This is a genomic window from Enterobacter hormaechei subsp. xiangfangensis (assembly GCF_001729785.1).
Taxonomy (GTDB): Bacteria; Pseudomonadota; Gammaproteobacteria; order Enterobacterales; family Enterobacteriaceae; genus Enterobacter; species Enterobacter hormaechei_C.
This window is the reverse complement of the sequence record NZ_CP017183.1, coordinates 1,352,984-1,377,854: the sequence shown is the minus strand read 5'-3', so window position 1 is coordinate 1,377,854 and position 24,871 is coordinate 1,352,984. Positions and strand designations below refer to the sequence as shown.

The following is a 24,871-nucleotide window of genomic DNA, read 5'->3' as shown; positions in this document are numbered from 1 at the left end:
ATATCTCCCTTATCCGAACAATAAGTCCTGGATAATTTAGCAGAAGGTTAACAAACTCAAATACACAAAACTATCAGAACCCGATAACAGCAGCTCTGCTTATGGCTTAAAGTTCAGCGAAGCGTCTTTGAACACTTCATAGACAGCCTGTGATGGAGGTTTTGGCAGTTTTGCCTGATTCACTGCCACAAGTGCAGCCTGGCATAACGCTTCATCTCCCCCTTCTGACTCAACGCTCAGCACCATACCATCCGTAGCCAGTTTAATATGCAGTCGGCACGTTTTCCCGGTATAGAGCGATTTATCGTTAAGTCTGCTGGCAATAGCCGCGGCAATCTGATTCTTATAGTCGTTGATCTCAGCGCCAGAAGCACCGTTGTTCTTAGTGTTACCACTTCCTGCCGGTGCTGCGTTACTTCCTTTCGCCCCTCCGCCCGTTTTCGGTGCATTCTTACCGGAGCTCAGGTCGCCCAGCAGATCGTCAACCCCTGCGGCAGCGGCTTTTTCCGCAGCAGCGGCCTTCTTAGCTGCGGCTTTTTCAGCAGCAGCTTTCTTATCAGCAGCGGCTTTCTCAGCTGCCGCTTTTTTATCAGCAGCGGCTTTTTCCGCAGCGGCGGCTTTTTCTGCCGCAGCTTTCTCGGCGGCGGCCGCTTTTTTAGCAGCATCGGCAGCCGCTTTCTTCTCTGCTTCCTGCGCAGCTTTTTTGGCGGCTTCCGCTTCGGCTTTCTTCTGTGCGTCAGCGGCAGCTTTTTTCGCCGCTTCGGCTTCTGCTTTCTTCTTCGCATCAGCAGCGGCTTTCTTCGCAGCTTCGGCTTCCGCTTTCTTCTGCGCATCAGCAGCCGCTTTCTTCGCGGCTTCTGCGGCTAACTTAGCCTGAGCATCTGCCTGCGCCTTCGCGTCTGCCGCGGCTTTGGCTGCCGCCTCTTCCGCCTGCTTCTGCTGTTCCTGAGCTTTCTTCGCTGCGGCTTCAGCCTGTTTCTGCTGCTCCGCCTGCTCTTTAGCGGCTTCCTGCGCCTGCAAACGCTCTTTCTCAAGCTGCTTCAGACGTTCCTGCTCGGCGGCCTGCTTTTCACGCAGCTCTTCCGCCTGCTGTTGCGCCTGTTTTTCACGCTGTTCTTCCGCGCGTTTTGCGCTCGCCTGCTGCTGTTGCTGGCGATTATAGTTCTGCACTACCGCACCGGGATCCACCATGACGGCGTCGATGGACGAGCCCCCACCGCCGCCTGATGCATCAAGGTGCTCATCGAACGAACTCCAGATCAGCGCTGCAAAAAGAATTACGTGCAGCACTGCGGAGACGATTATCGCTCGCTTAAGCTTGTCGTTCTGTTCGGTTGCCTTTGACACTATCGGTTCCCAAAAACTACGCAGATGATCAAATAGGCTGAGTCATTAAGCCAACTGACTTAACGCCCGCGCTATGTAGCAAGTTCAGCGCTTTGATAATTTCATCATATGGTACGTCTTTCGCACCACCGATTAAGAAGACCGTCTTCGGATTTGACTCCAGACGTCGTTGCGCTTCAGCAATAACCTGCTCTGGCGGAAGCTGATCCATACGATCTTTCTCTACCACCACGCTGTACTGCCCTACGCCGGAAACCTCAATGATGACCGGAGGATCGTCATTGGTGCTTACCGCCTGTGATTCTGTCGCATCCGGCAGATCAACTTCCACGCTCTGGGTGATGATGGGCGCTGTCGCCATAAAGATCAGCAGCAGCACCAGCAGCACGTCCAGTAACGGAACGATATTGATTTCGGACTTGAGCTCGCGACGACCTCGTCCACGCGATCTGGCCATGGTTTACCCCTTGTTGCTCTCGGTGCTGGTAAACGCCTGACGATGCAGAATCGCGGTGAACTCTTCCATAAAGTTGTCGTAGTTCAGTTCCAGTTTGTTCACGCGCTGGTTCAGACGGTTGTACGCCATTACCGCCGGAATTGCGGCGAACAGACCGATTGCGGTCGCGATCAGTGCTTCTGCGATACCCGGTGCAACCATCTGCAACGTTGCCTGCTTCACCGCCCCCAGGGCGATAAAGGCGTGCATGATCCCCCACACCGTACCAAACAGGCCGATATACGGGCTGATGGAGCCAACGGTTCCGAGGAATGGAATATGCGTTTCAAGATTTTCCAGTTCGCGGTTCATGGAGATGCGCATCGCACGCGACGCCCCTTCTACCACGGCTTCCGGCGCATGGCTGTTAGCGCGATGTAAGCGAGCGAACTCTTTGAAACCGCTGTAGAAAATTTGTTCGGAGCCTGAAAGGTTATCACGGCGTCCCTGGCTTTCCTGGTACAGACGAGAAAGCTCAATTCCCGACCAGAACTTATCTTCAAACGCTTCGGCTTCGCGGCCAGCGGCATTAAGGATACGCGTTCTCTGGATGATGATGGCCCAGGATGCGATTGAAAAACCAATCAAAATCAACATGATAAGTTTAACCAGAAGGCTTGCCTTCAGGAACAAATCAAGGATATTCATGTCAGTCACTGCTTAAACTCCGCGACAATAGACTTAGGAAGCGCACGAGGCTTCATTATGGTTGGATCAACACAGACAATCAGGACTTCAGCTGAGTTCAGTACCGTGTTCTCTGCATTGACTATCCGCTGCGTGAAAACCAGTGAAGTTCCGCGCATTGATGTAATTTCTGTTTGAACTTCGAGCATATCGTCGAGTCTGGCAGGCGCAAAATACTCAAGCGTCATCTTGCGTACCACGAAGGCAACTCGCTCAGCCAACAGCACCTGTTGACTAAAGTGATGATGGCGCAGCATCTCTGTGCGTGCCCGTTCATAAAAAGCAACGTAGCTGGCGTGGTAGACCACACCACCGGCATCGGTATCTTCGTAATAGACACGTACCGGCCATCGAAACAGCGTTGTATTCACTTTACATCCCGGTAATACAAGAAAAGTTGGAGCTTTCAAACTTCGCTACTATACGCGCGGGAATGATGGTTTGGAATGGGGGAAAGTAAACGGAGAGTAAATTTTTATGGGCCATGGTAAGCCCATAACGTTAACGGACATTTCTTATTCAGAAGAAGAAGAAAATCAAACCGGCGAGGAGAACCAGATCGGCAATCAGTGGGCAGAAGATGCCCTGCCAGTGTAGCGCTTTCGGACGAAAGCCGACACCGTGAATCACGCCTGCGCACACAGCCCACATAATCAGGAAGCCATGCCAGATTTCAAGCTCGCTGGTTTTCGCCGCGAAGCGCGACGGGTCCCAGAAGATACAGCCTGCCAGCAGTAATGCCATAATGAGGGAAAGCGCCCTCAGGGGGCGCTTATCCATTACCGCATATAAGGTTGCGATAATATTCATTAGTGCTTTTCTTCACCTGCTTTGGTCGCTTCTACATGCTCAAGTGCCAGGGCAGTGATGACACCAAACGCACAGGCAAGAAGCGTCCCTAAAATCCATGCGAAATACCACATATTCAGCTCCTTACTTAGTACATAGAGTGGGTGTTGCTTTCGATATGTTCTTTAGTGATGCGACCGAACATTTTCCAGTAACACCAGGTGGTGTAGAGCAGGATAATCGGTACGAACACGCAAGCAACATAGGTCATTAAGTTCAGCGTCAACTGACTGGACGTTGCATCCCACATGGTCAGGCTGGCATTCATCATGGTGCTGGATGGCATCACGAACGGGAACATCGCAATCCCCGCCGTCAGGATGATGCACGCCAGCGTCAGTGAAGAGAATACGAACGCCAGAGCGCCTTTTTCCAGACGAGACGTCAGCACGGTCAGCAGCGGCAGCAGCACACCCAGAGCCGGGATAGCACACAGCGCAGGAGTATTGTTGAAGTTCACCAGCCATGCACCGGCCTGACGCGCCACTTCTTTGGTCAGCGGGTTAGACGGTGCAGTATGGTTGATCGCGGAGGTCACCACGTAACCATCAATACCGTACACCACCCACACGCCAGCCAGCGCGAAGCAGACCAGCGTCACCAGCGCCGCCACCTGAGCGGTAGCGCGGGAACGCAGGTGCAGTTCACCTACGGTACGCATCTGGAGATAGGTTGCGCCCTGGGTGATGATCATCGCCACGCTCACCACGCCCGCCAGCAGACCAAACGGATTCAGCAACTGGAAGAAGTTACCGGTGTAGAACAGACGCATATATTCGTCGACGTGGAACGGTACGCCCTGCAAGAGGTTACCGAACGCCACACCAATGACCAGCGGTGGAACGAAGCTACCGATGAAGATGCCCCAGTCCCACATGTTACGCCATCGGGTGTCTTCAATCTTGGAACGGTAGTCGAAACCCACCGGACGGAAGAATAAAGAGGCCAGCACCAGAATCATCGCCACATAGAAGCCGGAGAACGCAGCCGCGTAGACCATCGGCCAGGCAGCGAACAGCGCGCCGCCTGCGGTGATCAGCCACACCTGGTTACCGTCCCAGTGCGGGGCGATGGAGTTGATCATGATTCGACGCTCGGTGTCATTACGACCGAGGAAACGGGTGAGCATGCCCACGCCCATGTCGAAACCATCGGTGACCGCGAAACCAATCAGCAGAACACCGATCAGCAGCCACCAGATAAAACGCAATACTTCATAATCGATCATTTGATGACTCCTGTCTTAGCGTGCCGGCTGAGTAGTCGCAACAGACTGCTCGTAGTGATAGCGTCCGGTTTTCAGGCTGCTTGGGCCAAGGCGCGCGAACTTGAACATCAGGAACAGTTCAGCCACCAGGAACAGGGTGTACAGACCGCAAATGAGCAGCATGGAGAAGATCAGGTCGCCTGCGGTCAGGGAGGAGTTCGCTACCGCTGTTGGCAGCACCTCACCGATCGCCCACGGCTGACGGCCATATTCCGCAACAAACCAGCCGGACTCGATAGCAATCCATGGCAGTGGGATACCGTAAAGCGCGGTGCGCAGCAGCCATTTTTTCTCACCGATACGGTTACGAATGACTGACCAGAACGAGGCCGCGATGATCAGCAGCATGATAATGCCGCAACCCACCATGATGCGGAACGCGAAGTACAGCGGCGCAACGCGTGGAATAGAGTCTTTGGTTGCCATCTGAATCTGCGCTTCCGTCGCGTCAGAGACGTTCGGGGTATAGCGTTTCAGCAGCAGACCGTAACCGAGGTCTTTCTTCACGTCGTTAAATTGATCGCGAACGGCCTGGTCGGTAGAGCCGGCGCGCAGCTGTTCCAGCAGCGAGTAAGCTTTCATCCCGTTACGGATACGCTCTTCATGCTGCACCATCAGATCTTTCAGGCCAGTCACCTGTTTGTCGACGGAGCGCGTGGCGATAATACCCAGAGCGTAAGGAATTTGAATGGCGAAGCGGTTTTCCTGCGCTTCCTGGTCAGGCACGCCGAACAGGGTAAACGCTGCTGGTGCCGGCTGGGTTTCCCATTCAGCTTCAATTGCGGCGAGTTTGGTTTTCTGCACGTCGCCCATTTCGTAACCGGATTCATCACCCAGAACAATAACGGACAGAATCGCGGCCATACCGAAGCTTGCTGCAATAGCAAAAGAACGCTTGGCGAACGCGAAGTCACGGCCGCGCAGCATATAGTAGGAGCTGATGCCCAGCACGAACATCGCGCCGCACACATAGCCAGACGCCACGGTGTGAACGAATTTAACCTGGGCAACCGGGTTCAGGACCAGCTCAGCGAAGCTGACCATCTCCATACGCATGGTTTCGAAGTTGAAATCAGATGCGATTGGGTTTTGCATCCAGCCGTTCGCCACCAGGATCCACAGTGCGGACAAGTTGGAGCCTAATGCCACCAGCCAGGTTACCGCCATATGCTGGACTTTACCCAGACGGTCCCAACCGAAGAAGAACAGACCTACAAAGGTGGATTCGAGGAAGAAGGCCATCAGACCTTCAATGGCCAGCGGCGCACCGAAAATATCCCCCACATAGTGGGAATAGTAAGACCAGTTTGTCCCGAACTGGAACTCCATGGTCAGACCGGTTGCCACGCCCAGCGCAAAGTTGATACCAAACAACTTGCCCCAGAACTTGGTCATATCTTTATAAATCTGTTTGCCGGAGAGGACGTAAACCGTTTCCATGATGGCCAGCAGGAACGCCATACCGAGCGTCAGCGGCACAAACAGGAAGTGGTACATCGCGGTCAAGGCAAACTGTAAGCGCGACAGTTCGACTACGTCTAACATTATGACTCCTTGCTCATCGCATGAAGACTCCGAGAGTGAACCCCGTTAGATAAGGATCCACACGCATGCCCCAATACAAAGTTATCTGCTTCCCTTCTTCGTTGCTTATTCTCTACATGAGGAAAAAGCAATGATGAAAGGTTACAAATACGTTAAGAAAAAACCAAATTGATCCCGTAAATATAATACGCTGCAAAACCCTTACAATAAACAGGTTTTTATTCGAACAGATTTACGTTTTTCGACGGCGATCAATTTATAGCAAAATTACCACTTTTCGGCCATTTTGATCGGGAACAATTTAACGCCTTTTAGAGCCTTTTTCCAAGGATTAAACATTGATTTAAATCAAAAACGGCCAGAGCTGTTAATGATGTTTCTTTGTGGTGCGGATAGTAAAAACCTTGTTAATGATATGTACATTTAAAGGCGTTGATGGTTATAAAAGCCAGAGGATAATATAAACAGTTGTGATTTTTATTAACGCGCGTGAAAAAACGCATTTTGCCGGAAGATAAACATATAATGTTATCTGCTTCACAGTATTTTTCTTTCGCTTTGCTACCTGCCGAAACGATTACATTTTATTCACTTTTAATAATCTTAAAATTAACACCCTTTCGTGACTATTTGATGAAATAAAGGCCGCAGGAATGCGGCCTTTATTTTATTTTGAGGATTACCTTTCAATTTTTATGCTGAAGGTACGTGACTGGCCTGGCCGGAAAGACCCCGTAATGGCTGAGCCCTCTTCCCCGTGCGCCTTGTACACCTCATTCATGTCCGTTTCGCAGCAGGCCTGGACCTCACGGTTCACAGACAAAGCCACGTCACAGGAGCGGGTCTCCGAAGGGTTGTACAGACGAAGAATCATCTCGTCACGATCCTCCGCTTTTTTCAGCGCACTGAGTACGCATCCGTTAGGCGCCAGCGTTAGCAGACTATAGCTACAGGGGGTGGTGAAAGAGGCGCGGTTAAGCTTCATCGCATCCCACGGAATTTTGTTATAACAGTGCACTGGCGTTAACCACGACTTCGCCTGCTGCGCAACACCAGCACTGACGGGCGTACCATTAAAACTGAACAGGCTAAAGCGACAGGTTAACTGGCCCCGCATCTGCGAATCAGGCACCGGCATTTTGATCCCGGACGGTCTGCCGGGGCGCAGCAGTAAATCTTCCTTCCCAAGTACCCCCACGCCGCGAAGCAACGTCAGGGCAAACGTTTTTTGACGCTCGCCAGTCACTTCAAATTCGCGTAACCCTTCGGTAAACAGCGCCATCCCGTTACGCCGTTCCTGGAGCACCGCGTAGTTAAGCAGATTCCACACCGGCAGCGGCGCTTCCTTCCAGCCCTCCTCCTGCCAGTTCGCCATCGCTTCATCCTGTACAGGTCGCGTCAGCGAACCGAACTGGGTATCAGCTAACACCGTGTCTGCGGTGAAGGGCGTCGGGATCAACACCCGAACACGGTGGTCATCCGCGTGATTTCCGAGACGCGCCTCAATGTCGATACGTCGGCTGTTATGGCTGAGCGTGACCGTGAGCTCTGCCTCAAGCGTTCCCGTCTGCTGACGCGCAGAACGTTCAGCGAGATCCGCCGGCACCGCCATGCGATGGCGGATCACCGCCCTGCTCTGCCAGGCCTCGTGGATCACCTTAACCTCATGCTCGCCCTGCGCGGAAGTGAGTCTCCACTCTTCCCGTGAAGGCGAGTAGTCGTACTCATCGCCATCATCCGAGCTCTCTTCTATTTCCAGCGCGCGGTCATAGATAAGCCCGGACGCTTTATCGAGCAGACGCAGGGTGCCGTCGTCGTTTAACGTTATTTCCCAGAAAGCATTTTCCAGTAATGCCTCCGACGTTGTTTCTGGCGCCAGCAGCTTGCCAGCCACGTGCGGCTCGATATAGAGCGTGCGGTAACCCATTGATGGCAGGATCTGGTTGAGCTGGATATCAAACTCCATAAAGGGATCGTAGTTGCCGTAATGCACAATCTGCCGGTCTATTAAGCCGGGGTCGATTTCACGCGCGCTGCGCAGGCAGTAAGGGATTTCATTCCCCCTATCGTCCAGCAGGCGGAACTGGCTGGCGCGCAGACGTATCGTAGTGTTAATCACTTCCTCACGCGGCCAGGGCGTGAGGTTAAACATCACCAGTTTGTCTTCCTCGCACTGCGGCATGTTGTCGACAATCTTGCGCATATAGAAGCATGTCAGGTTATCGGCCATGTCTTCCGCCAGCTCGAAGCGTGACATCACCTCACGATGCACTTTGTCACTACAGCAGCAGCCGATACTGTCATGGGCGTGATTCTTGAGGATCTCTTTCCACATTTTTTCCAGCAAGCCGTGGTGATACTCAAAGCCCAGCGTCCAGGCAAGCGTGGCCAGCGGCTCAAGGACATTGACGATTTTATGCTCTATCCGGGCGTGGGCGATTTTGATGTCCATTCGCGTGGAGCCTATTGTCCGGTGCACCCGCATATATTTACCGTCAATAAACTCCCCTTTCAGCGTCGCCAGTTCATCGCGGTGCTCGTCAATGTGGTCAAACACCTCCTCGAAGCGGCTCATCACAAACTGACGCTGCGGATAGATTTCGCGCAGCTTATCCATCACCGCAAAGATGTTCTGCTGGAGCGGCATCTGATCATGGCCGTTAGGCAGCAAAATTTCTTTCGTCACGGAGGCTTTTTCCAGCACCTCGAAGTACGTGTCGAGCCGTTTGCGCAGCCCGGCCTCATCCTCCGGTAAGTACTTACCAATCGCGTAGCCCAGCGGTAGCACCTGTGCCGTCACTTCACTGCCGTCCTGACTTTGCCAGAGAAATTCGGTTTTATCGGTACCATGCCGCTCGGAACACCCGCGCCAGAACATGGTGCGCGTGATGCCAAAACCGTTGTAAATGTGTGGCAGCTGGGAAGACATGCCGAAGGAGTCCGGCAGATAGCCAATTTTCATCGGCTCGCCAAAGGCCAGACAGTCGCGAATGCCGTACATCAGATTTCGGACAATCGACTCGCCGGAGACAAGGGTGGTGTCCGTCTGGGTATACCACGGCCCGATAATCAGCTTCCCGGCCGCCACCAGCGCCTTCACGCGTGGCCTGTTTTCCGGTTTCACGGCAAAATAATCTTCCAGCACCGCCGTCTGGCCGTCGAGAACGTAGTATTTATACTCTGCGTCCTGCTCAAGACGGGTAAGGATCTCTTCCATATTATTGACCAGAAGAATACGTGACGCTTCGGTGGTGAAGTACCACTCCCGGTCCCAGTGCATATGTGGCGTGATATGAACGCGAGATACAGCTTTCATCTTCGTTTCCTGTCAGTGCGTGTTTAGGATGTTATGTCTTCAATCACGTAGGTGCCGCTCTTCACGGCCTGGCGTCGCCAGAGGAGTAAAATGAGCGTAGAGATTGCGGCGCCAATCAGCGCGGCGCCAAACCAGCCGGCAGCGGCCATCACGCCACCCAGCCCGGCATCATGCAGTAAGAAGAGAGAGAAAATGCCCGCGCCCGGGGTGGATAGCCCAATCCCCATCGCCCCGACAATCGCTCCGGTCGCCATTGACCCCAGAACAAATGAGCCGATGACCCGCAACGGATCCTCGATAGCCATCGGAATTGCTCCTTCGGTGATGCCCGCCAGCCCCAGCAGCCAGGTGGACTTGCCGGTTTCAATTTCGAACTGTTTGAACAGGTTCGGAGCCAGCATCGTTGATGCCGTCACGGTAAAGGCCGATACCATTTTGACGGAGGCAAAAATCGCATAAGGCCCGTATACGCCATTGGCCATCGCCCCCAGACAGAACGCGTAAGAGGCTTTGTTGACCGGACCGCCCAGATCGAACGAGCACATAAAGCCCAGGATCGCCCCCAGCAGCAGCGCGTTCGCGCCGGACAGACCGTTAAGCCAGGCGGTGAGGGCGTTATTGATCCAGGCCACCGGTTCGCCGATCACAAACAGCATCAGGCTGCCTGCGCCCAGCACGCCAATCACCGGATAAAGATAAAAGGTCAGAAAGCCGTTGTAGCGGCTACTCAGCCGGATGTGGTTTTTCACCCAGCGCATCAGGTAGCCCGCAATCAGCCCGCCGACGATGGCCCCCAGAAAGCCGGAGCCGATCATATTGGCGGCAAGACCCGCCGCAAAGCCTGGCGTTAGCGCAGGTTTATCCGCCAGCGAGTAAGCGGTGTAGGCCGCCAGAACAGGCACCATCAGAATACCGAGCATCCCGCCGCCCAGTTTGCGGTACATCCACAGCCACGAATTTTCCTGATCGAACAGATGCTGCAAGCCCAGGATTTGCGCCAGCAGTACCGACACGGCCAGCACCGTGCCGCCAGCGACAATCAGCGGCACCGCAAAGGAGATACCGCTGAGCAGCGCCTGCTTGAGTTCGGTTTTAACGCACTTTTTCGCGTCCGTGTCGACGTGCGCAGGACGCGCATCGGATACAGGCTGTAGCGCCAGCGCACGCTCAATGAGCGCTTCCGCATGGCGCAAGGGTTCCGCGACGGGCACGGAAATGGCAGGGATCCCCTGAAAACGCTCGCGCTCTTTAATCGCCACTTCCGCCGCGAAGATACACGCTTTTGCCTCCTGCAACTGCTGCGCGGTGATGCGCCCCTCAATACCGTTTGCCCCCTGCTTTTCGACCACCACATTGACGCCGAGCTTTCGTCCCGCTTTTTCGAGATATTCCGCTGCCATGTAGGTATGGGCGATCCCGGCCGGACAGGCGGTAACGCAGACGATCGTCGGGGCATTCTCCGCAACGGCGGTTTCTTGCGCGTCAGGCGCCGTTTCCAGCGCCGCAAGCACCGCTTCAGCGCTGGTCGCCGTCATCACGCGGCCCCTGAGATCGTCATCCGCCAGGCGAGACGTCAGTTCCGTCAGCACCTGAATATGCGTTGATCCCGCTTGTGCGGGAGGAATGGCGAGCAAAAAAATCAGCTCGACCTCCTCCGGTCCGTCCACGCCTTCCCAGGCCAGCGGCTCGCACAGTGTGGCCACGGCAAAAGCCGCTTCCTTTACCGCCGCTGATTTACCATGAGGTACGGCCAGCCCCTCGCCCAGCGCCGTCGGGCCAAGCGATTCCCGATGGAAAACGTCTGCCAGAAACGTATCGGCGTCGGCTATTTTGCCCAACGCTACCAGCCGCGTCGCAAGCTGACGGATTGCCTCATCACGGCTGTTAAACTGCGCCTGCACGCAGACAGCACGGGGGTCGGTCAGAGTCGTCAGGTTCATAAAGATCCTCACCTATCCAAAGTTTTTGTCTGGGGAGGATTGTGGCAGATCGAATAATACATTTATGTGATCATTTTCACTAACACCGAAATTTGTATCTTATTTGTATTATTTACAAATCCGACACTGAAGGCATAATTCCCTGAAAAGGTATTAAATAGGCGTGACCCAATGGGCAATAAACCGATGTACCGGCAGATCGCCGATGCGTTCCGCGAGAAAATTAATGCCGGTGAGTTAAAACCTGGCGACGCGCTGCCGACAGAATCCAGCCTTCAGGAGGCGTTTAGCGTCAGCCGTGTCACCGTGCGGCAGGCGTTGAAGCTGCTCGCCGACGAGCAGATCATCGAAAGTATTCAGGGCAGCGGCTCGTATGTAAAAGAGGAGCGGGTGAATTACGATATTTATCAGCTCACCGGCTTTTACGAAAAGTTAGCGGATCGCAACGTCGATACGCACAGCGACGTCAGCGTCTTCGAAGTGGTGAAAGCCGATGAGCGGCTCGCGACAAAACTGGCGCTCAATCCGGATGATAAGGTCTGGCACGTCAAGCGCGTACGCTTCATCAGGGAAAAGCCGGTGAATCTGGAAGAGACATGGATGCCGCTGGCGATGTTCCCCGACCTCACCTGGGAAGTGATGGAACAGTCGAAATACCATTACATTGAGCAGATCAAAAAGATGGTTATCGATCGCAGCGAGCAGGAGCTGGTGCCAGTCATGCCATCGGACGAGGCGATTGCCGCCCTGGCGCTCGATCCGGCAAAACCGATTCTGGAAAAAGTCTCCCGTGGCTTTCTGAAAGACGGCCGGATATTTGAATACAGTCGCAACGTGTTTAACTCCGACGACTATAAATTCACTCTGGTGGCTAAACGCAGACAATAAAAAAAGGCCGCTTTACAGCGGCCAACCATGTCGAAACGGACATTTTTTTATACTTCAACGCGCCCCATACGGGGAGCAGAGAGGACTTACTTAATGATGGATTTCAGTGCTTCACCGATATCCGCCAGGCTGCGAACGGTTTTCACGCCTGCGGCTTCCAGTGCTGCGAATTTCTCATCAGCCGTACCTTTACCGCCTGCGATAATCGCGCCCGCGTGACCCATACGTTTGCCTTTCGGCGCGGTCACACCCGCGATGTAACCCACCACCGGCTTGGTCACATGATCTTTGATGTAAGCAGCCGCTTCTTCTTCCGCGCTACCACCGATCTCACCGATCATCACGATCGCTTCGGTCTGTGGATCTTCCTGGAACAGCTTCAGGATGTCGATGAAGTTAGAGCCCGGGATCGGGTCACCGCCGATGCCCACGCAGGTGGACTGGCCGAAACCGTAGTCGGTGGTCTGCTTAACCGCTTCATAGGTCAGGGTACCGGAACGGGACACAATGCCCACTTTGCCTGGGCGATGAATGTGGCCCGGCATGATGCCGATTTTGCATTCGCCCGGGGTGATAACGCCTGGGCAGTTCGGGCCGATCATGCGCACGCCTGCTTCGTCCAGCTTCACCTTCACGGTCAGCATATCCAGCGTCGGGATACCTTCGGTGATGGTGATGATCAGCTTAATGCCTGCGTCGATCGCTTCCAGAATGGAGTCTTTGCAGAACGGCGCCGGAACGTAGATCACGGTCGCGGTTGCGCCCGTCGCTTCTACGGCTTCACGCACGGTGTTGAACACCGGCAGGCCCAGGTGGGTGGTGCCGCCTTTACCTGGCGTTACGCCGCCAACCATCTGCGTGCCGTAGGCAATCGCCTGTTCGGAGTGGAAAGTCCCCTGGCTACCGGTGAAGCCCTGGCAGATAACCTTGGTATCTTTATTAATTAAAACGGACATTATTTCCCCTCCACTGCGGCAACAACCTGCTGAGCTGCATCCGTCAGACTTTTCGCTGCAATAATATTCAGGCCGCTGTCAGCCAGTTTTTTCGCGCCGAGTTCAGCGTTGTTCCCTTCCAGACGTACAACAACCGGAACGTTAACGCCCACTTCTTCTACCGCGCCGATGATACCGTCGGCGATCAGGTCGCAACGTACGATACCGCCGAAGATGTTCACCAGAACCGCTTTCACGTTGCTGTCAGAGAGAATGATTTTGAACGCTTCGGTTACGCGCTCTTTGGTTGCGCCACCGCCCACGTCGAGGAAGTTCGCTGGCTCACCGCCGTGCAGCTTAACGATGTCCATGGTGCCCATTGCCAGGCCCGCACCGTTAACCATGCAGCCGATGTTGCCATCCAGCGCCACGTAGTTCAGTTCCCACTGTGCAGCCTGCGCTTCACGCGGATCTTCCTGAGACTGGTCGCGCATTTCGCGCAGATCGGACTGGCGGAACAGCGCGTTGCCGTCAGCGCCCAGCTTGCCGTCGAGGCAGATCAGGTCGCCCTGGGTGGTGATCACCAGCGGGTTGATCTCGATCAGCGCCAGATCGCGCTCCAGGAAGATGGTCGCCAGACCCATGAAGATCTTGGTGAACTGCTGAACCAGCTTGCCTTCCAGACCCAGTTTGAACGCCAGCTCACGACCCTGGTAAGGCATTGGGCCCGCCAGCGGATCGATAGCCACTTTGTGGATCAGGTGCGGGGTCTCTTCCGCCACTTTTTCGATTTCCACACCGCCTTCGGTAGACGCCATGAACACCACGCGACGGGAGCTACGGTCTACGACTGCGCCGAGGTACAGTTCTTTCGCGATGTCGGTCGCCGCTTCAACCAGGATCTGGTTAACCGGCTGGCCGTTCGCATCTGTCTGGTAGGTTACCAGACGCTTGCCGAGCCAATGTTCAGCAAACGCACGGATCTCTTCTTTGCTCTTAACAACCTTCACACCGCCCGCTTTACCACGGCCACCAGCGTGAACCTGACATTTAACTACCCACGGGCCGGCACCGATTTTAGACGCGGCTTCTTCTGCTTCACGCGGGGTAGTACAGGCATAACCCACCGGAGCCGGTAAGCCATACCGGGCAAACAGCTGTTTGGCCTGATATTCATGTAAGTTCATGTGTTCTATCCATCCTTCAGGTAATCGTTAGGTAGTGCTTTTGTAAGCCCGGCAAGCAACGCGCCGCCGGGCAAGACTGCAAAAACTAGACGTCCAGCAGCAGACGCGTTGGATCTTCCAGCAGCTCTTTAATGGCAACCAGGAAGCCTACGGACTCGCGGCCGTCGATCAGGCGGTGATCGTAAGAGAGCGCCAGGTACATCATCGGCAGGATCTCCACTTTACCGTCTACCGCCATTGGACGATCTTTAATGGCGTGCATACCCAGGATCGCGCTCTGCGGCGGGTTGATGATCGGGGTAGACATCAGCGAGCCGAACACACCGCCGTTGGTAATGGTGAAGTTACCGCCGGTCAGGTCCTCAACGGTCAGCTTGCCGTCGCGGCCTTTCACGGCCAGCTCTTTGATTTTCTTCTCAATGTCAGCCATACCCAGGGTATCTACGTCACGCAGAACCGGGGTCACCAGGCCGCGTGGAGTAGAAACCGCCATGCTGACATCGAAGTAGTTGTGGTAAACCACGTCATCGCCATCGATAGACGCGTTCACTTCCGGGTAGCGTTTCAGCGCTTCAACTACCGCTTTCACGTAGAAGGACATGAAGCCCAGACGGATACCGTGACGTTTTTCAAACGCGTCACCGTACTGCTTGCGCAGGTCCATGATTGGTTTCATGTTGACTTCGTTGAAGGTAGTCAGCATCGCGGTGGAATTTTTCGCTTCCAGCAGACGCTCGGCCACGCGCTTACGCAGGCGGGTCATTGGCACGCGTTTTTCGCTACGTGCGCCCAGAGCTGGCTGTGCCGCTGGTGCTGCCGCAGGGGCTTTCGCTTCCGCTTTCGCCTCAGAAGGCGCTTTTGCCAGATGCTTGTCGATGTCTTCGCGCGTCAGACGGCCACCCACGCCGGTGCCTTTGATGGCTGCCGGATCGAGGCTGTGCTCAGCCAGCAGGCGACGGATCGCCGGGCTGAGCGCGTCGTTGGTCTGATCGGACAGAGACGCCTGCTGGCGCTGGGCCGGGGTAGACGCTTTTTCTTCAGATTTGGCGCTGGACTCTTTGCCCGCACTATTGCCTTCACGCAGGCGCCCCAGGATCTGGCGAGAAGTGACGGTCGTACCTTCATCTTCCAGGACTGCATCCAGAATGCCATCCGCTGAAGCCGGTACTTCCAGTACCACTTTGTCAGTTTCGATTTCTACCAGCACTTCGTCACGGGTTACCGCGTCGCCTGGTTTTTTGTGCCAGGTGGCGACGGTTGCATCTGCTACGGACTCAGGCAGGTCGGGAACAAGAATATCTACGCTACTCATTATGTATCCTTTAATTAATCGACGTTCAGCGCGTCATTGACCAGATCTTGTTGCTGCTTCTGGTGAACGGACATATACCCTACCGCCGGAGAGGCGGAGGCCGGGCGACCTGCATAACGCAGGGCAGACCCAAATGGAATCACTTCACGGAAATGATGCTGGCTGCAATACCATGCGCCCTGGTTGAGCGGCTCTTCCTGGCACCAGACAAAATCATGAACGTGAGCGTACTGTTTCAGCACTTCCTGCATCGCCTGATGCGGGAACGGATAAAGCTGTTCGATACGCACGATGGCGACATCTTTCTGATCGTTCTTACGGCGCTGTTCCAGCAGGTCGTAATAAACCTTACCAGAACACATTACGACACGCTTAACGGCCTGCGGATCCAGCTCGTCAATTTCACCGATGGCCGGCAGGAAGGTGCCGTTTGCCAGCTCTTCCAGGCTGGAGACCGCCAGTGGATGACGCAGCAGGGATTTTGGCGACATGACTACCAGCGGACGGCGCATACCGCGCAGCGCCTGACGACGCAGCATGTGGTAAACCTGAGCTGGGGTCGACGGCACGCAAACCTGCATGTTCTGCTCGGCGCAGAGTTGCAGATAACGCTCCAGACGCGCGGAGGAGTGCTCCGGCCCTTGTCCTTCATAGCCGTGCGGCAGCAGCATCACCAGACCGCACATACGGCCCCACTTCTGCTCACCGGAGGAGATGAACTGGTCGATAACCACCTGCGCACCGTTGGCGAAGTCACCGAACTGCGCTTCCCAGATTGTCAGGGTGCGGGGTTCTGCGGTGGCATAGCCGTATTCGAAGGCCAGAACCGCTTCTTCTGACAGCACGGAGTCCCAGACCTTGAACTGGCCCTGACCGTTATGCACGTGCTGAAGCGGAGTATACGTTGAACCGTTAGACTGGTTATGCACAACCGCGTGACGGTGGAAGAAGGTGCCACGACCCGCATCTTCACCGGACAGACGAACCGGAATACCTTCGTCAACCAGCGTCGCATAGGCCAGCGTTTCCGCCCCGCCCCAGTCGAACAGCTTCTCACCCGCCGCCATGGCCTGGCGATCGCCATAGATCTTGGCCACGCGGGACTGCATCTCGATCGCTTCCGGCACGGTGCTGATGCGTTTAGCCAGCTCCTGCAAACGCTTCATCTCAACCTTGTTCGGGTAGCTCTCGTCCCACTCGTGGTTGAGGTACGGCGACCAGGTAAAGGAGTGCATGTTCATTGGACGCAGCTCTTTGACCACGCATTCACCCGCGTCCAGCGCGTCGCGATAAAGATTGACCATTTCGGTCGCATCTTCAAGCGTCGCCACTTTTTCGCTTTCCAGCTTGTCAGCATAGATTTTACGCGGCGTCGGATGTTTTTTGATTTTCTGGTACATCAGCGGCTGGGTTGCACTTGGCTCATCCGCTTCGTTGTGGCCGTGACGGCGGTAGCAGAAGAGGTCAATGAACACGTCGCGCTTGAAGGTGTTACGGAAGTCCAGCGCCAGACGGGTAACGAAAGCAACGGCTTCAGGGTCATCCGCGTTAACGTGGAAAATTGGCGCCTGAACCATTTTACCGATGTCGGTGCAGTACGGGGTGGAACGCGCATCCAGCGGGTTAGAGGTGGTGAAGCCCACCTGGTTGTTGATTACGATGCGAACGGTACCGCCCACTTCATAACCACGCGCTTTCGACATGTTCAGGGTTTCCTGAACCACGCCCTGCCCTGTGACCGCCGCATCACCGTGAATGGTGATTGGCAGCACTTTATTGCTGCTCGGCTCGTCCAGACGATCCAGACGCGCACGCACGGAACCGATAACCACCGGGCTAACGATTTCCAGGTGCGACGGGTTAAATGCCAGCGCCAGGTGAACCTGACCGCCCTCGGTTTCGATATCCGACGAGAAGCCCATGTGGTACTTCACGTCACCGGTGCCGAGGTGCTCTTTATGTTTACCCGCAAATTCGTCGAACAGATCCTGCGGCTTTTTACCCAGCACGTTAACCAGCACGTTAAGGCGTCCACGGTGCGCCATGCCCAGCACCACTTCGCGCGTACCGCTCTTACCGGCATGACGAATCAGCTCTTTCAGCATCGGGACTAACGCATCGCCGCCCTCCAGTGAGAAGCGTTTTGCGCCAGGGAATTTTGCGCCCAGATAGCGCTCAAGGCCTTCCGCTGCGGTCAGTTCGCTGAGGAAACGTTTTTTCTCTTCTGCTGAGAAATTCGCGTGGCCTGCCACGGATTCGATACGCTGCTGGATCCAGCGTTTCTCTTCGGTGGAGGTAATGTGCATATATTCCGCGCCGATGGAGCCGCAGTAGGTTTGCTTGAGCGCGTCAATCAGATCGCCCAGCTTCATCGTGTCTTTGCCGATGGCAAAAGAACCTACGTTAAAGCTTTCCTGGAAATCGGCCTCGGTCAGATCGTGATAAGCCGGATCGAGATCCGCTACACGTTCCTGCTGCCACAGTCCCAGCGGATCGAGATTCGCATGCTGGTGACCACGGAAGCGATAAGCGTTGATAAGTTGCAGGACTTTTACCTGCTTCGCATTGGTGTCAGGGTCGGAAATCGCAGAAGAGTAACGTGAGGCATCCTTCGCCAGACGACGGAAATAATCACGTGTTTTTGAATGGAATTGATCCGGTTTGACCCCTGTACCAGGCAACTGCTGGAACATGGAACGCCAGTTTGCGTCCACTGAGTCAGGATCGGTTAAGAAGTCTTCATAGAGCTGTTCTATCCAGCTCTGGTTTGAACCAGAGAGGTAAGAAGAGTCCAGCCAGGCTTTCATTGCGCCGTTCTGCATCGTGATCCCTTAAGCATTTTTATGCTTACTTTCGCCGTAGAAACTACCACGCACACCACGTGTACGTGCCGGGGTTCACCTGCGAGCTCTTTTCATTTGGCCCGCGAAGGAACCTTTAGAAACTGTCTAAACTTCAGGGCAGTTTTTAAAGGTTTCTGCAATCTGTCCCCTCTCCCTTTGGGAGAGGGTTAGGGTGAGGGGAACAGCGCTCCCCTCTCACTACTTACGCACTGCGCTGCAACAACATCGACTTAATATGGCCGATGGCGCGCGTTGGGTTCAGCCCCTTAGGACACACACTGACGCAGTTCATGATGCTATGGCAGCGGAATACGCTGAAAGCGTCACTTAGCCCTTCCAGACGATTCTCGGTTTCGGTATCGCGGCTGTCGATCAGGAAGCGATAGGCAGCCAGCAGACCCGCAGGGCCGATAAATTTATCCGGATTCCACCAGAACGACGGGCATGACGTTGAACAGCATGCACAGAGAATACACTCGTACAACCCATCGAGTTTTTCACGCTGCTCAGGAGACTGTAAGTGCTCGCGAGCGGGTGGATTTTGCCCATTATTCAATAAGTAAGGCTTAATCTTCTCATATTGTGCATAGAATTGCCCCATGTCCACCACCAAATCACGCACGACCGGCAGGCCAGGCAGAGGACGGATAACAATTTTCTGGCCAGGGCGGTTTAGCGCAGAAATTGGCGTGATGCAGGCCAGGCCATTTTTGCCGTTCATGTTCACACCGTCAGAACCACACACCCCTTCACGGCAGGAGCGGCGGAACGACAGCGTAGGATCTTTCTCTTTCAGCTGGATTAAGGCATCCAGCAGCATCATGTCGCGACCTTCTTCCGCTTCGAGGGTGTAATCCTGCATACGCGGAGCATCGTCTACATCCGGGTTATAACGATAAACTGAGAATTCGAGTTTCATTATCCTGTCTCCGCATTAGTAAGTACGAATCTTCGGCGGGAACGCCGGACGCAGTTTCGGTTCCATATTAACGCTACGACGCGTCATGGTTTCCGACTCTGGCAGATACAGGGAATGGCACAGCCAGTTTTCGTCATCACGATCCGGGAAGTCGAAGCGGCTATGGGCGCCACGGCTTTCGGTACGGAAGTTTGCCGACATCGCAGTGGCGAACGCGGTTTCCATCAGGTTATCCAGCTCAAGGCACTCAACGCGCTGGGTGTTGAACTCGCTGGAGGTATCGTCCAGACGGGCATTCTTCAGACGCTCGCGAATCGCTTTCAGCTGCTCAAGCCCTTTGGCCATCGCGTCACCTTCACGGAATACCGAGAAGTTGTGCTGCATACACTCTTGCAGCGCTTTACGAATTTCCACCGGATCTTCGCCGTTACGGTTGCCGTTCCAGCGGTTGAGGCGCTCAAGAGAGGCATCGATTTCGTCGTCGGTCGCATCACGCAGCGCGCCCTGCTCGGCAATAGATTCCTGGAGATGCAGCCCCACCGCACGACCAAATACCACCAGGTCCAGCAGGGAGTTGCCGCCCAGACGGTTTGCGCCGTGCACGGATACGCAGGCTATTTCGCCTACCGCGAACAGGCCTGGGATGACCACGTCTTCGCCCTGCTCGTTCACGGTCAGCGCCTGACCGGTCACTTTGGTCGGAATACCGCCCATCATGTAGTGACAGGTTGGGATAACCGGAATTGGCTCTTTCACCGGGTCGACGTGCGCGAAGGTGCGGGACAGCTCCAGAATGCCCGGCAGACGGGATTCCAGCACTTCTTTACCCAGATGGTCGAGTTTCAGCTTCGCGTGTGGACCCCAAGGGCCGTCACAGCCGCGGCCTTCACGAATTTCGATCATGATGGAACGCGCCACCACGTCACGGCCCGCCAGGTCTTTCGCGTTTGGCGCATAACGCTCCATGAAGCGCTCGCCATGTTTGTTCAGCAGGTAGCCACCTTCACCACGGCAGCCTTCTGTCACCAGTACGCCCGCCCCGGCGATACCGGTTGGGTGGAACTGCCACATCTCCATGTCCTGGACCGGCACGCCCGCGCGGATAGCCATACCGACACCATCACCGGTGTTGATGTGGGCGTTGGTGGTGGACTGGTAAATACGGCCTGCACCGCCGGTCGCCAGCACCGTAGCGCGGGCTTTGAAGTAGACCACTTCACCAGTTTCGATGCACAGGGCGGTACAACCCACCACGGCGCCATCGGCGTTTTTCACCAGATCCAGCGCATACCACTCGGAGAAGATGGTGGTGTGGTTTTTCAGGTTCTGCTGATATAACGTGTGCAGCAGCGCGTGGCCGGTACGGTCAGCCGCCGCTGCGGTACGTGCCGCCTGCTCGCCGCCGAAGTTTTTCGACTGGCCGCCAAACGGACGCTGATAGATGGTGCCATTTTCCAGACGGGAGAACGGCAGACCCATGTGGTCCAGCTCCAGAATCGCTTCCGGGCCGGTTTTACACATATATTCGATGGCATCCTGGTCACCGATGTAATCGGAACCTTTTACCGTATCGTACATGTGCCATTCCCAGTTATCTTCATGGGAATTACCCAGCGCAACGGTGATACCGCCCTGCGCAGACACTGTGTGGGAACGGGTCGGGAATACTTTAGAGAGCAGCGCACAGGTCTGGCCGCTCTGGGAAATTTGCAGTGCGGCGCGCATACCTGCGCCACCCGCACCAATCACAACAGCATCAAATTCTCTGACTGGCAGTTTCATTACACACCCCACACCACAACAAATCCATAAATGACGTAAACCAGCAGAGCAACAACAATAATCAGTTGCAGCGGAAGGCGAATCGCCAGCGGTTTAACGTAATCGGTCAACACCTGCCACATGCCAATCCAGGCATGAATAAGGATGGAGAACAGGGCCAGCAGGGTGAACACTTTGGTGAAGGCCGATCCGAAGAAACCACTCCAGATTTCCCACGTCAGCGTCCCGCTGGTCGCGAAGAAACCGATCATATAGATGATGTAAAGGGTGAGAACGATGGCGGTAGCACGGACCAGGATGAAGTCATGTACGCCGTTGCGTCCTAATGCGGAGGCGTTGCTTACCATACGAGAACTCCTGCGAGAAGTGAAAGCACGACAGTGATCACAAATGAAATGTTAGCGGTACGTTTACCGGCCTCGAACGTCTCTTCCAGGTAGCCAAAGTCCATCAGCATATGGCGAACGCCACCAACCACGTGATAGGCCAGCGCGGTCAGAATGCCCCACATGATAAATTTCACGAAGAAGCTGTTCATGATGGCTGAGGCCTGGAGGAATCCTTCAGGGGATGAGAGGCTGGTTCCCAGTAACCACAGCAAGATACCGACCGCCACAAACGTAATCACACCAGAAACACGGTGCAGAATGGACGCTATTGCTGTTACAGGGAATCGGATCGTTTTGAGATCCAGATTGACAGGTCTTTGTTTTTTCACATTTCTTATCATGAATAACGCCCACATGCTGTTCTTATTGTTTCCTTCCTCCGGACTGCGATGCGGGTCAGACAGCGTTCCTTTTCTATAACTGCGCGTCATGCAAAACATTGCTTCCAAATGCTAAAACGACACGTTACAACGCTGGGTGGCTCGGGATTGCAGGGTGTTCCGGAGACCTGGCGGCAGTATAGGCCGTTCACAAAATCATTACAATTAACCTACATACAGTTTGTTGGGTTTTCTCTGGAACAGTGATCGGGGTCACGATAACAACATCTTTTTAAATTTTAATCATCTGATTTGACAAATGTTAAACAATATTGTTACAAACGTCATCAGAAAAGGCATATAATGCGCAAAAGTTATGAGGTCTCTCTTTCACCTGACAAATAGTTATGTAACAGTGTGATGGTATTGACCGAAGTTATCAGGACAGTTATTAGTGATATACAGGTTTGAATAATTCGGACTGCAAAAACGCTGATTTGCTGTTGTTTCACTGATATTTCATTCGTTTACCTGCAAGGCGCCATAGCTCTGTACCCTGGTTTCTCCTCGTGAGCTGAGCGGTAAGCCAAATAACAATCTGGTAACGATGATTAACAGCTGAAAGCAAATCCGGTAAAGCGCAGTCTTAAGCATAAGGCGCTAAGGAGACCGTAAATGGCTGATACAAAGGCAAAACTCACCCTAAATGGTGATGATGCTATTGAACTGGATGTGCTAAAAGGCACGCTCGGTCAGGATGTTATTGATATCCGTACGCTGGGTTCCAAAGGGGTATTCACCTTTGACCCTGGATTCACCTCCACCGCATCTTGCGAATCCAAAATCACCTACATTGACGGTGACGAAGGTATCCTGCTCCATCGCGGCTTCCCCATCGATCAGTTAGCCACCGAATCCAACTATCTGGAAGTGTGCTACATCCTGCTGAACGGCGAAAAACCGACGCAGGCTCAATACGATGAATTTAAAACCACCGTGACCCGTCACACCATGATCCATGAGCAGATTACCCGTCTGTTCCATGCGTTCCGTCGTGACTCTCATCCGATGGCGGTTATGTGCGGTATTACCGGTGCGCTGGCGGCGTTCTACCACGATTCTCTGGACGTGAATAACCCACGTCACCGTGATATCGCGGCGTTCCGTCTGCTCTCCAAAATGCCTACCATGGCGGCGATGTGTTACAAATACTCTATCGGTCAGCCGTTTGTGTATCCACGCAACGACCTCTCCTACGCGGGTAACTTCCTGCGCATGATGTTCTCCACGCCATGCGAAGAGTATGAAGTGAACCCGGTGCTGGAGCGCGCGATGGACCGTATTCTGATCCTGCACGCTGACCACGAACAGAACGCCTCGACCTCTACCGTCCGTACCGCAGGCTCTTCCGGCGCGAACCCGTTCGCCTGTATCGCTGCGGGTATCGCCTCCCTGTGGGGACCGGCGCACGGCGGCGCGAACGAAGCAGCACTGAAGATGCTGGAAGAGATCAGCTCCGTTGAGCATATTCCTGAGTTCGTGCGCCGCGCGAAAGACAAGAATGACTCCTTCCGTCTGATGGGCTTCGGTCATCGTGTTTACAAAAACTACGACCCTCGCGCGACCGTCATGCGTGAGACCTGCCACGAAGTGCTGAAAGAGCTGGGCACCAAAGATGATCTGCTGGAAGTGGCGATGGAGCTGGAACACATCGCGCTGAACGACCCGTACTTCATCGAGAAGAAACTCTACCCGAACGTCGATTTCTACTCTGGCATTATTCTGAAAGCGATGGGCATTCCGTCTTCCATGTTCACCGTGATCTTCGCCATGGCGCGTACCGTGGGCTGGATTGCGCACTGGAACGAAATGCACAGCGAAGGCATGAAAATCGCCCGTCCTCGTCAGCTGTATACCGGCTACGAGCAGCGTGATTTTAAGTCTGACCTGAAGCGCTAAAAGTTAAGCCCGGTGGCGCTACCGCTTACCGGGCCTACAAATGCGAAACATAGGCCGGGTAAGGCGTAGCCGCCACCCAGCTTGTTTATTTTTGACAATGTGGACACCAGTAAAAGGGTCTCGAAGAGAGCATAATCCTGTCGATAATCCCGCCGCACCGCTCACACTTTTTACCCGCCCGATGAAACACCTTGAACCGGAACAGCGCCCCGTGGTGCTTGTTTTCATCTACGATGCCACGCGTGTTGTACGACAGCCGTGGAATATCCAGCAACGCGTGCGACAGCGCCTCCAGCTTTTCATCGCTTAGCTGCGACGCTTTGTGCTGCGGTGCCAGCCCGACTTCCCAGAGGATCTCCACCCGCAGGTAGTTGCCAAGCCCGGCGAGAAAGGCCTGGTCAAGGAACAGGCCGGAAAACTGCCGGTTGCGAAATGTGGGCGATAGCAGCCGGGCCTTCACATCGCTCGCCGTCAGGCGCATATCCAGCACGTCCGGCCCAACCCGCTGTAAGAACGGGTGCGTGAGCAACTGCTCCGGCGTTAACATTTCGATATCAGAGGCGCTGTAGAGCAGGATCGCCTTATCCGCCGTTTGTAGCCGCACGCGCAGCACGCGGGTCGTTTGCGGCTGCTCGTCCGCCTCCACCACCCGCCAGACGCCGTAAAGCTGATTATGGCTGTATAACGTCAGGTTATGGGAAAAGTGGGTGAGTAACGCTTTGCCGCGCGTTTCAATGTGGGTCACCGTCTGCCCCACCAGCTGCGATTCAAACGGCTTGAGTTGAGGAAAGGCAAACCAGACGTGTGTCAGAGGTTTGCCCTTTATCGCCGCCTCCAGGCTATCCGCCGCGCGGCGGATCTCCGGACCTTCTGGCATGTTATTGTCCTTT

General features: G+C 54.7%; 21 protein-coding genes. 2 read left to right on the top strand and 19 right to left on the bottom strand.

What is annotated here, in order from left to right:
* Window positions 1–99: 99 nt before the first annotated feature.
* The 10 genes from tolA to mngA form a co-directional block, all read right to left on the bottom strand.
* Window positions 100–1,347 (bottom strand): cell envelope integrity protein TolA, encoded by a 1,248-nt coding sequence (tolA, locus tag BFV63_RS06470; protein WP_003858583.1) that lies wholly within the window; start codon window positions 1,345–1,347, stop codon window positions 100–102.
* A 28-nt stretch (window positions 1,348–1,375) separates the two neighbouring features.
* Window positions 1,376–1,804, bottom strand: a complete 429-nt coding sequence (tolR, locus tag BFV63_RS06465; protein WP_003858589.1) for a colicin uptake protein TolR — start codon at window positions 1,802–1,804, stop codon at window positions 1,376–1,378.
* Between the two features lie 3 nt (window positions 1,805–1,807).
* Window positions 1,808–2,500 carry a Tol-Pal system protein TolQ gene (gene tolQ, locus BFV63_RS06460; RefSeq protein ID WP_003858590.1) on the bottom strand — a complete coding sequence of 231 codons (693 nt, stop codon included), beginning with the start codon at window positions 2,498–2,500 and terminating at the stop codon, window positions 1,808–1,810.
* Window positions 2,497–2,901 carry a tol-pal system-associated acyl-CoA thioesterase gene (ybgC, locus tag BFV63_RS06455; protein ID WP_003858593.1) on the bottom strand — a complete coding sequence of 135 codons (405 nt, stop codon included), beginning with the start codon at window positions 2,899–2,901 and terminating at the stop codon, window positions 2,497–2,499. Before ybgC ends, tolQ begins: the two co-directional genes overlap by 4 nt.
* Window positions 2,902–3,049: 148 nt before the next feature.
* A complete protein-coding gene (gene ybgE / locus BFV63_RS06450) occupies window positions 3,050–3,340 on the bottom strand; it encodes a cyd operon protein YbgE (RefSeq protein ID WP_003858596.1) in 291 nt (96 codons plus the stop codon).
* On the bottom strand, window positions 3,340–3,453 hold the full coding sequence (cydX, locus tag BFV63_RS06445) for a cytochrome bd-I oxidase subunit CydX (protein WP_003858598.1): 114 nt from the start codon (window positions 3,451–3,453) through the stop codon (window positions 3,340–3,342). The genes ybgE and cydX overlap by 1 nt, the downstream gene beginning before the upstream one ends.
* Window positions 3,454–3,467: 14 nt before the next feature.
* Window positions 3,468–4,607 (bottom strand): cytochrome d ubiquinol oxidase subunit II, encoded by a 1,140-nt coding sequence (gene cydB / locus BFV63_RS06440; protein WP_069597468.1) that lies wholly within the window; start codon window positions 4,605–4,607, stop codon window positions 3,468–3,470.
* 15 nt (window positions 4,608–4,622) lie between these two features.
* Window positions 4,623–6,191 (bottom strand): cytochrome ubiquinol oxidase subunit I, encoded by a 1,569-nt coding sequence (cydA, locus tag BFV63_RS06435; protein ID WP_003858601.1) that lies wholly within the window; start codon window positions 6,189–6,191, stop codon window positions 4,623–4,625.
* A gap of 679 nt (window positions 6,192–6,870) precedes the next feature.
* Window positions 6,871–9,507, bottom strand: a complete 2,637-nt coding sequence (gene mngB, locus BFV63_RS06430; protein ID WP_048241137.1) for a mannosylglycerate hydrolase — start codon at window positions 9,505–9,507, stop codon at window positions 6,871–6,873.
* A gap of 23 nt (window positions 9,508–9,530) precedes the next feature.
* Complete coding sequence (gene mngA, locus BFV63_RS06425; protein ID WP_048241139.1) at window positions 9,531–11,447, bottom strand: PTS 2-O-a-mannosyl-D-glycerate transporter subunit IIABC; 1,917 nt, start codon at window positions 11,445–11,447, stop codon at window positions 9,531–9,533.
* Window positions 11,448–11,618: 171 nt separating this feature from the next.
* Between mngA and BFV63_RS06420 the strand changes: the two genes are divergently transcribed.
* Window positions 11,619–12,335, top strand: a complete 717-nt coding sequence (locus tag BFV63_RS06420) for a GntR family transcriptional regulator (RefSeq protein WP_045896878.1) — start codon at window positions 11,619–11,621, stop codon at window positions 12,333–12,335.
* Window positions 12,336–12,421: 86 nt separating this feature from the next.
* Here the strand turns inward: BFV63_RS06420 and sucD are convergent, their stop codons facing one another.
* From sucD to sdhC, 8 genes are all read right to left on the bottom strand, one after another.
* Window positions 12,422–13,291, bottom strand: a complete 870-nt coding sequence (gene sucD / locus BFV63_RS06415; protein WP_003858609.1) for a succinate--CoA ligase subunit alpha — start codon at window positions 13,289–13,291, stop codon at window positions 12,422–12,424.
* Window positions 13,291–14,457 (bottom strand): ADP-forming succinate--CoA ligase subunit beta, encoded by a 1,167-nt coding sequence (gene sucC / locus BFV63_RS06410; RefSeq protein ID WP_003858611.1) that lies wholly within the window; start codon window positions 14,455–14,457, stop codon window positions 13,291–13,293. The genes sucD and sucC overlap by 1 nt, the downstream gene beginning before the upstream one ends.
* Window positions 14,458–14,542: 85 nt before the next feature.
* Complete coding sequence (gene odhB / locus BFV63_RS06405; RefSeq protein ID WP_003858613.1) at window positions 14,543–15,769, bottom strand: 2-oxoglutarate dehydrogenase complex dihydrolipoyllysine-residue succinyltransferase; 1,227 nt, start codon at window positions 15,767–15,769, stop codon at window positions 14,543–14,545.
* A gap of 14 nt (window positions 15,770–15,783) precedes the next feature.
* The gene (gene sucA, locus BFV63_RS06400) at window positions 15,784–18,591 is read right to left on the bottom strand and encodes a 2-oxoglutarate dehydrogenase E1 component (RefSeq protein ID WP_003858615.1); all 2,808 of its coding nucleotides are present in this window, start codon (window positions 18,589–18,591) and stop codon (window positions 15,784–15,786) included.
* A 223-nt stretch (window positions 18,592–18,814) separates the two neighbouring features.
* The gene (gene sdhB / locus BFV63_RS06395; protein WP_003858617.1) at window positions 18,815–19,531 is read right to left on the bottom strand and encodes a succinate dehydrogenase iron-sulfur subunit SdhB; all 717 of its coding nucleotides are present in this window, start codon (window positions 19,529–19,531) and stop codon (window positions 18,815–18,817) included.
* Window positions 19,532–19,546: 15 nt separating this feature from the next.
* On the bottom strand, window positions 19,547–21,313 hold the full coding sequence (sdhA, locus tag BFV63_RS06390) for a succinate dehydrogenase flavoprotein subunit (RefSeq protein WP_003858619.1): 1,767 nt from the start codon (window positions 21,311–21,313) through the stop codon (window positions 19,547–19,549).
* On the bottom strand, window positions 21,313–21,660 hold the full coding sequence (gene sdhD, locus BFV63_RS06385; protein WP_003858621.1) for a succinate dehydrogenase membrane anchor subunit: 348 nt from the start codon (window positions 21,658–21,660) through the stop codon (window positions 21,313–21,315). The genes sdhA and sdhD overlap by 1 nt, the downstream gene beginning before the upstream one ends.
* A complete protein-coding gene (sdhC, locus tag BFV63_RS06380) occupies window positions 21,654–22,058 on the bottom strand; it encodes a succinate dehydrogenase cytochrome b556 subunit (RefSeq protein WP_026080740.1) in 405 nt (134 codons plus the stop codon). The genes sdhD and sdhC overlap by 7 nt, the downstream gene beginning before the upstream one ends.
* A 639-nt stretch (window positions 22,059–22,697) precedes the next feature.
* Between sdhC and BFV63_RS06375 the strand changes: the two genes are divergently transcribed.
* On the top strand, window positions 22,698–23,981 hold the full coding sequence (locus tag BFV63_RS06375) for a citrate synthase (RefSeq protein ID WP_003858624.1): 1,284 nt from the start codon (window positions 22,698–22,700) through the stop codon (window positions 23,979–23,981).
* Between the two features lie 85 nt (window positions 23,982–24,066).
* On the opposite strand, the gene nei is transcribed toward BFV63_RS06375, so the two are convergent.
* Window positions 24,067–24,858 (bottom strand): endonuclease VIII, encoded by a 792-nt coding sequence (gene nei / locus BFV63_RS06370; RefSeq protein ID WP_048241141.1) that lies wholly within the window; start codon window positions 24,856–24,858, stop codon window positions 24,067–24,069.
* Between the last annotated feature and the right edge of the window lie 13 nt (window positions 24,859–24,871).